Here is a 6,306-nt window from a genome sequence, read left to right on the forward strand (position 1 = left end):
ATCTGGTCGCCTGCCACAGGGCGACAAGGTCGTGCGAGCGTCCTCGATCGCGGCGGGCATCGAGGGCCTGTGCGGCGGGCGGCGACGTCGGCGATGATCGGCACCGCGCCCGGTCCATTCGGCGTCGCTGCTGGACGCCCTATACCGCTCTCATGCGTGACAGTCCGATCTTCTCGCTCCCGCTCCTCGATCGCCTCGGCGACAGACTGCAAGCCGATGTCGCGGCGGGCGCCATCGCGGGGGCCGACCTGATCGTCGGCGGCGCGGACGGGGAGATCTGGCGGCGCACCGTCGGCTTCCGCGACAGCGTCGCCGGTGACCGCCTCGAGCCTGACGCGGTCTGGCGCATCTACTCCATGACCAAGGTCATCGTGTCGGTGGTCGCCCTCGTCCTCGCCGAGCGCGGCGACCTGCGCCTCGACCAGCCCGTTGCCGACTTCATCCCCGCCTTCACGCACCTCTGCCGGTTGAACTCCGACGGCACGCGCGTCCCGGTCGCCACCGCGCCGACCCTTCAGGACCTCCTGCGGCACACGACCGGGATCGCCTACGGCTATCTCGGCGACGGACCGACGCGCCGGGCCTACGAGGCAGACGGGCTGCTCAGCGAGGATCTCGACAACGCCGCCTTTGCGCAGCGGATCGCGCGCCTGCCGCTGGAGCACGAGCCCGGCACCGTCTGGCACTACTCCCACGCCACCGACGTGCTCGGCCGGGTGCTGGAAGTGGCCGGTGGCGCGGATCTGCAGGGTGTGCTCGACGAGACTCTCCTCGGGCCACTCGGCATGGCCGACACCCGCTTCCGGATCCCGGCTGAGAGGGCGGGTCGCGTGGCGCAGCCGCTGCCGCAGGCGCCTGGGCAGCGGCCGGCCTTCCACGATCCGAGCCTGCCCCGGCGCGGCCAGAGGGGCAACGGCGGCCTCGTCTCGACCGTGTCGGACTATGCCGCGTTCCTGCGCATGATGCTGAACGGCGGCAGCCTCGGCGGCGTGTGGGTTCTGGCGCCGGCGAGCGTACGGCTCATGACAGCCGATCATCTCGGGACGACGATCGCGAAGGGGGCCTACTACCCGCCTGGTCCGGGCTACGGCTTCGGGCTCGGGGTCGCGGTGCGGCTCGTTGCAGGCGAGGCGCCGTTTCCCGGCAGCGTCGGCGACTGGTTCTGGAGCGGGGTCGGCGGCACGTACTTCTGGGTCGATCCGGCGGCGGGCTTCTTCGCGCTCCTGATGATGCAGACCTCCTCGGCCGCGCAGCGCCAGCACTACCGCACGCTGACCCGCGCCATGGTCTACGCCGCGCTCGACGCCCCCTGAGCCGGGAAGGTCGCGCTACGATCGTTCCGCAGGTCGCTTCATGGCCGAGCGCGGCCCGTCCGCTTCGAATCCGTTCACCTGAACGGCGGACAGGCTTCGCGCTGGTCTGAAACCGGTGGCGTGACCGTTGCAATGGCATGTCCGCTTCGGCAGACAGCGCACCGGACATCCGTCCGGGACGCCGGAGCGGATCGCGACCCCGGAGAGGATCATGACGGACCAGTCCGCAGGGGCGGTGGTGCGAAGTCTGCGACGTCGATGAAGGCTGGCGACGAGGGGGATCGCGTGGGCGCGATCTGCCAGGCGATGCGACGGGCCATCGTGGAACGGGCGCTCGCCCCCGGCGACCGCCTGCCGGAAGACGCCCTCGGCGAGCGGTTCGGGGTCAGCCGCACGATCGCCCGGCAGGCCCTCCTGCGGCTGGCCGGGGAAGGCTTGGTCGACCTGCGCCGCAACCGCATCGCCGTCGTGGCGACCCCGAGCTGGGAGGAGGCGCGCGACACCTTCGACGTGCGCGTCGGCCTGGAGCGGCTGGTGGTGCGCCGCCTCGCCGGGCAGCTCAGCGCGGAGCAGCGTCAGGGGCTGCTGGACCAGATCGCGCGCGAGGAAACCGCCCGGAGCGGCCCCGAGGCGCTGTCGATCCGGCTCGCCACGGAATTCCACCTGATGCTCGCCGAGATGACCGGCAGCGCCGTGCTGACCCGCTACGTCGCGGAGCTCGGCTATCGCTGCGCCCTGATCCTGTCCCTCTACAGCCGGCCGCATTCCTCGGACTGCGCCGTGAGCGAGCACCGCGACATCGTCGCCGCCCTGGTCGCGGGCGACGCCGAGCGCGCCGCCGCGCTCATGGACCACCACCTCGACGCGGTCGCCGAGCGGGCGCGCATCGTCCCGCCGACCCCGCGCGAGCGCGACCTCGGACGCCTGCTGGCGCCCTACGTCGCGGGCGGCGGGGCCTGACCCCCGGTATCAGGCCGTGAGGCCGTGCTTGGTCAGCAGGCGCTCGGCGCTGTCGTTCCAGACCTCCATGCCGACGATCAGCCCGTCGCGCACGGTGAAGCGGTCGACGTAGCGGTTGCCCTCGAATGGCGTGCCGTCCGGCCACGCGCCGTACAGGGTGCCGAGGCTGTAGACCGTGGTGACGCCGTCGCCCGGGACCACGTCCAGCCGCTCCATCCGTTTCTTCACCCAGGCGTAGCGGCCGGCATTGAAGGCCGTGACCTCGGACGGATGGTTGAAGACCCGCGCGCCAGTGAACACGATCCGGGTGCCCGGCGCCATGTAGCGCGCGGCCGTCTCGGGGTCCGGGACCATCGAGGCCTCGAGATAGGCGGTGACGTTGGCGGCATCGCGGGCGGTCGCCGCATCGTGGGTCACGTCGGTCATGGCAGGCCTCCTGTCCGCCCAAGGTGCCGCAAAAGCCGCGACAGTGCATGCAGGAAGTGTATGCACTTTGACGCCGGATTGAGCACACGGTGCCTCGAGGGATACACTCATCGGGCCGTGCGGCTGCCGAACCTGCCAATTCCCGGTGGCATGGAGGTTGCGCTCGGCAGGCTGCGCCCCGCCCTCGGAGACACGCCATGGCCTCCTTCCTGCCCCCGACCCTGCGCCGCTTCGCGGTGACGACGAGCGCGCTGCTCGGCCTCGCCGTCTCGACCGCGCAAGGTGCCGACACCGTCAAGATCGGGCTCGTGACCGCCCTGAGCGGCCAGTCCGCGAAATCCGGCGAGGCGATCTCCCGCGGGATCGGGCTCGCCATCGACGAGATCAACGCCAAGGGCGGCGTCCTCGGACGGCCCCTTGAGCTGGTGGCCCGCGACGACGAGGCCAACCCGTCCAAGGGCGTGCTGGCGACCCGCGAGCTGATCCAGCGGGTCGGCGTCGTCGCGGTGGTCGGCGGCCTCGACACGCCGGTCTCGATGGCGATCGTGCCGATCGCCAACCAGATGAAGGTGCCGTTCATCGGCCCCTGGGCGGCCGGCACCGGCATCACCCGCAACGGCGCCGCCGACAACTACGCCTTCCGCGTCTCGGCGGTCGACGCCCTCGTCGACGAGGCGCTGGTCGCCTACGCGGTGAAGACCTACGGGGCGAAGAGGCCCGGGATGATCCTCGTCAACAACGCCTGGGGCGAGTCGAACCAGAAGGGCCTCAAGGACGCCCTGCAGGCAGCCAACCTCCCGGCGGCGGGCATCGAGAAATACGAGGCTAACGACGTCGACATGGTGCCCCAGCTGTCCCGGCTGAAGGAGGCCGGCGCCGACACGCTGTTCCTCGTCGGCAATGTCGGACCCTCGGCCCAGGTGGTGAAGTCCCTTGACCGGATGGGCTGGTCGGTGCCGGTCGTCTCGCATTGGGGCCCGGCGGGCGGCCGCTTCGACGAGCTCGCCGGCCCGAGCGCCGCCAAGGTGCACTTCATCCAGACCTTCACCTTCGCGGGCAACACCTCGCCGAAGGCGAGCGCGGTGCTTGACGCGCTCAAGGCCAAGTACCCGGCGATCAAGTCGATGGCCGACGTCACGCCCGCCGTCGGCATCGCCAACGCCTACGACGCGACGCACCTGCTGGCGCTCGCCATCCAGGCCGCCGGCTCCACCGAGGGTCCAAAGGTCCGCGACGGCTTCTACAAGATCGGCACCTATCCGGGCCTGATCAAAACTTACGACACGCCCTTCGCCCCCGGCCAGCACGACGCGCTCGGCCCGAAGGATTACGTGTTCACCCGCTTCAAGGACGGTGAGATCGTCGCGGTGACCAACTGAACCCGGCGATGCTGACCTCCATCCTCGTCAGCGGCCTCGGCCTCGGCAGCATGTACGGGCTCGTGGCCCTGGGCTTCCACGTGACCTATGCGGTGTCGGGGACCGTGAACTTCGCGCAGGGCAGCGTCGTCACCCTGGGGGCGGTCCTGGCCTACGCGCTCGGCGTCACCCTCGGCTGGCCGATGCCCGCGGCGATCGTCCTGGCGCTCGCCGGCTGCGCCCTGTTCGGCCTCGTGGTCGAGCGGGCGCTGGTCCGGCCGTTCGTGGCGCGCGGCTCGGATGCGTGGCTCCTGGCGACGGTGGCGGGCGGCATCGTCCTCGACAACACCGTGCTGTTCACCTTCGGCAAGGAGCCGCGCAGCCTGCCCTCGCCGCTGGCCACGAAGCCGGTGGAGATCCTCGGGACCGGCATCTACCCGCTGCAGCTCGTGATCCCGGTGGTCGGGATCGCCCTGGCCTTCGCGATCCGCACGGTGTTCCGCCGGACCGATCTCGGCCGCGTCCTGCTCGCCGTGGCGCAGAACGCCGACGCCGCCCGCCTGATGGGGATCGACGTGCGCCGCACCGTGGCCTGCGCCTTCGCACTCTCGGCGGTGCTCGCCGGCATCGCGGGCCTGCTGATCGCGCCGCTCTTCTCGGTCTCGGCCGAGCTCGGCACGCTGTTCGGCATCAAGGCCTTCGCGGTGGCGATCCTCGGCGGCATCGGCTCCGCCACCGGGGTGATCCTGGCCGGGCTGCTCTACGGCCTCGTCGAGGCCGGCGTCACCGCGACTCTCGGCTCGACCTACACGCAGCTCGTGGTGTTCTCGGTGATCGTCCTGGCCCTCACCCTGCGCCCCGACGGCCTGCTCGGCCGCGCCGCGGTCAACAAGGTCTGACGCGATGCCGTACCTGCGCTCGGCCCCGGCGATGCGGCTCGGCATCGCCGGCCTCACTGCCGCCGCGCTCGGCCTCGTCGCGCTGACCGCCGGCTACAGCCATTTCGTGATCGCCCTTGTGGCGCTGACCACAGTGGCGGGGGTCGGCCTCAACGTGCTCCTCGGTCTGACCGGGCTGATCTCGTTCGGCCAGGCCGGCTTCTACGCGATCGGCGCCTACGCGAGCGCGATCCTGACGCTCCACGGCCTCAGCTTCTGGCTGGCGCTCCCGGCGGCGGCGCTGATCACGGCGCTCGTCGGCGGCCTCGTGGCGGTGCCGGCGATGCGGGTGAAGGGCCCCTACCTCGCCATGCTGACGATCGCCTTCGGCTTCATCGTCGAGCACGGGCTGATCGAGGGCGGCGAGCTGACCGGCGGCCAGAACGGCCTCGTCGTCACCGACGCGCCGACGCTCCTCGGCGAGCCGCTCTCGCCGGCCGGACTCGCGGTGCTGGCGGTGCTCGCCGCCGGCGCGAGCCTCGTCGGGTTCGACCTCCTCGCCCGCAGCCGCCTCGGCCGGGCGATGCGCGCAGTGCGCGACGCCGACGTCGCCGCGGCGGCGCTGGGTTTCGACCCGGTCCGGGTGAAGACCCTGGCCTTCGCGATCTCCGCCGCCCTGACCGGGCTCGCGGGGGCTGTCCTGCCACCGCTGATGCTGTTCATCGCGCCGAGCTCGTTCCCGTTCTCGCAGTCGATCCTGTTCGTCCTCTCGGTGATCGTCGGCGGCGCCGGCACGGTGCTCGGCCCGCTCCTCGGGGCGCTCGTCACCGTGCTGCTGCCGGAGGCGCTGTCGGGGCTCGCCGAGTACCGCCTGCTGTTCTTCGGCGTCGCCACCCTGGTGGTGCTATGGCTGGTCCCCTCGGGGCTGGTCGGCAGCCTCGCCCGCCTGCTGCCCCGGGGCCGGGACGCGCCGGCCGCCGCGGAGGGCGGGGAGGCGGCGCTGCCCGGCACGGCGGCGCGCGAGGCCCTCGTCCTCGATCGCATCGGCATCCGCTTCGGCGGCATCACGGCGGCGGAAGGCGTCGACCTCACCGCCCGGCCCGGGGCGGTCACCAGCGTGATCGGCCCGAACGGGGCCGGCAAGACCACCGTGCTGAACATGGTCTCGGGCTTCTACCGCCCGAGCGCCGGGGCGATCCGGCTGGGCGGGCGCGACCTCGCCGGCCGACCCGCGCACGTCGTCGCCCGCGCCGGCATCGCGCGCACCTACCAGACCACGCGCCTGTTCGGCTCGCTGCCGGTGGCCGACAACGTCGCCCTCGGGCTCGCGCCGGGCCGGCTATGGCGCCGCGCGCGGGCGCGGGACCGCGC

General features: G+C 72.2%; 6 protein-coding genes. 5 read left to right on the forward strand and 1 reads right to left on the reverse strand.

Annotated features, from left to right (window positions below; genetic code table 11):
• Positions 1–152 precede the first annotated feature (152 nt).
• The gene (locus AC1DXK_RS22370) at positions 153–1,313 is read left to right on the forward strand and encodes a serine hydrolase domain-containing protein (RefSeq protein ID WP_457108356.1); all 1,161 of its coding nucleotides are present in this window, start codon (positions 153–155) and stop codon (positions 1,311–1,313) included.
• Between the two features lie 258 nt (positions 1,314–1,571).
• Positions 1,572–2,273 (forward strand): GntR family transcriptional regulator, encoded by a 702-nt coding sequence (locus AC1DXK_RS22375; RefSeq protein WP_457108357.1) that lies wholly within the window; start codon positions 1,572–1,574, stop codon positions 2,271–2,273.
• Positions 2,274–2,282: 9 nt separating this feature from the next.
• On the opposite strand, the gene AC1DXK_RS22380 is transcribed toward AC1DXK_RS22375, so the two are convergent.
• Positions 2,283–2,699, reverse strand: a complete 417-nt coding sequence (locus AC1DXK_RS22380; RefSeq protein ID WP_012320244.1) for a nuclear transport factor 2 family protein — start codon at positions 2,697–2,699, stop codon at positions 2,283–2,285.
• Positions 2,700–2,896: 197 nt separating this feature from the next.
• Between AC1DXK_RS22380 and AC1DXK_RS22385 the strand changes: the two genes are divergently transcribed.
• From AC1DXK_RS22385 to AC1DXK_RS22395, 3 genes are all read left to right on the forward strand, one after another.
• Positions 2,897–4,078, forward strand: coding sequence for an ABC transporter substrate-binding protein (locus tag AC1DXK_RS22385; RefSeq protein ID WP_457108358.1), 1,182 nt, complete (start codon positions 2,897–2,899; stop codon positions 4,076–4,078).
• 8 nt (positions 4,079–4,086) lie between these two features.
• Complete coding sequence (locus AC1DXK_RS22390) at positions 4,087–4,956, forward strand: branched-chain amino acid ABC transporter permease (protein ID WP_043758719.1); 870 nt, start codon at positions 4,087–4,089, stop codon at positions 4,954–4,956.
• Between the two features lie 4 nt (positions 4,957–4,960).
• A partial coding sequence (locus AC1DXK_RS22395) for an ABC transporter permease subunit (protein WP_457108359.1) occupies positions 4,961–6,306 on the forward strand: 1,346 nt, incomplete at its 3' end.

It is taken from the genome of Methylobacterium sp. P3_A11, from assembly GCF_056403155.1.

Bases quoted from the DNA above. Each gene is read 5' to 3' on its own strand.
- AC1DXK_RS22370 (WP_457108356.1), top strand. From the start codon at position 153: ATGCGTGACAGTCCGATCTTCTCGCTCCCGCTCCTCGATCGCCTCGGC.
- AC1DXK_RS22390 (WP_043758719.1), top strand. From the start codon at position 4,087: ATGCTGACCTCCATCCTCGTCAGCGGCCTCGGCCTCGGCAGCATGTAC.
- AC1DXK_RS22375 (WP_457108357.1), top strand. From the start codon at position 1,572: ATGAAGGCTGGCGACGAGGGGGATCGCGTGGGCGCGATCTGCCAGGCG.
- AC1DXK_RS22380 (WP_012320244.1), bottom strand. From the start codon at position 2,699: ATGACCGACGTGACCCACGATGCGGCGACCGCCCGCGATGCCGCCAAC.
- AC1DXK_RS22385 (WP_457108358.1), top strand. From the start codon at position 2,897: ATGGCCTCCTTCCTGCCCCCGACCCTGCGCCGCTTCGCGGTGACGACG.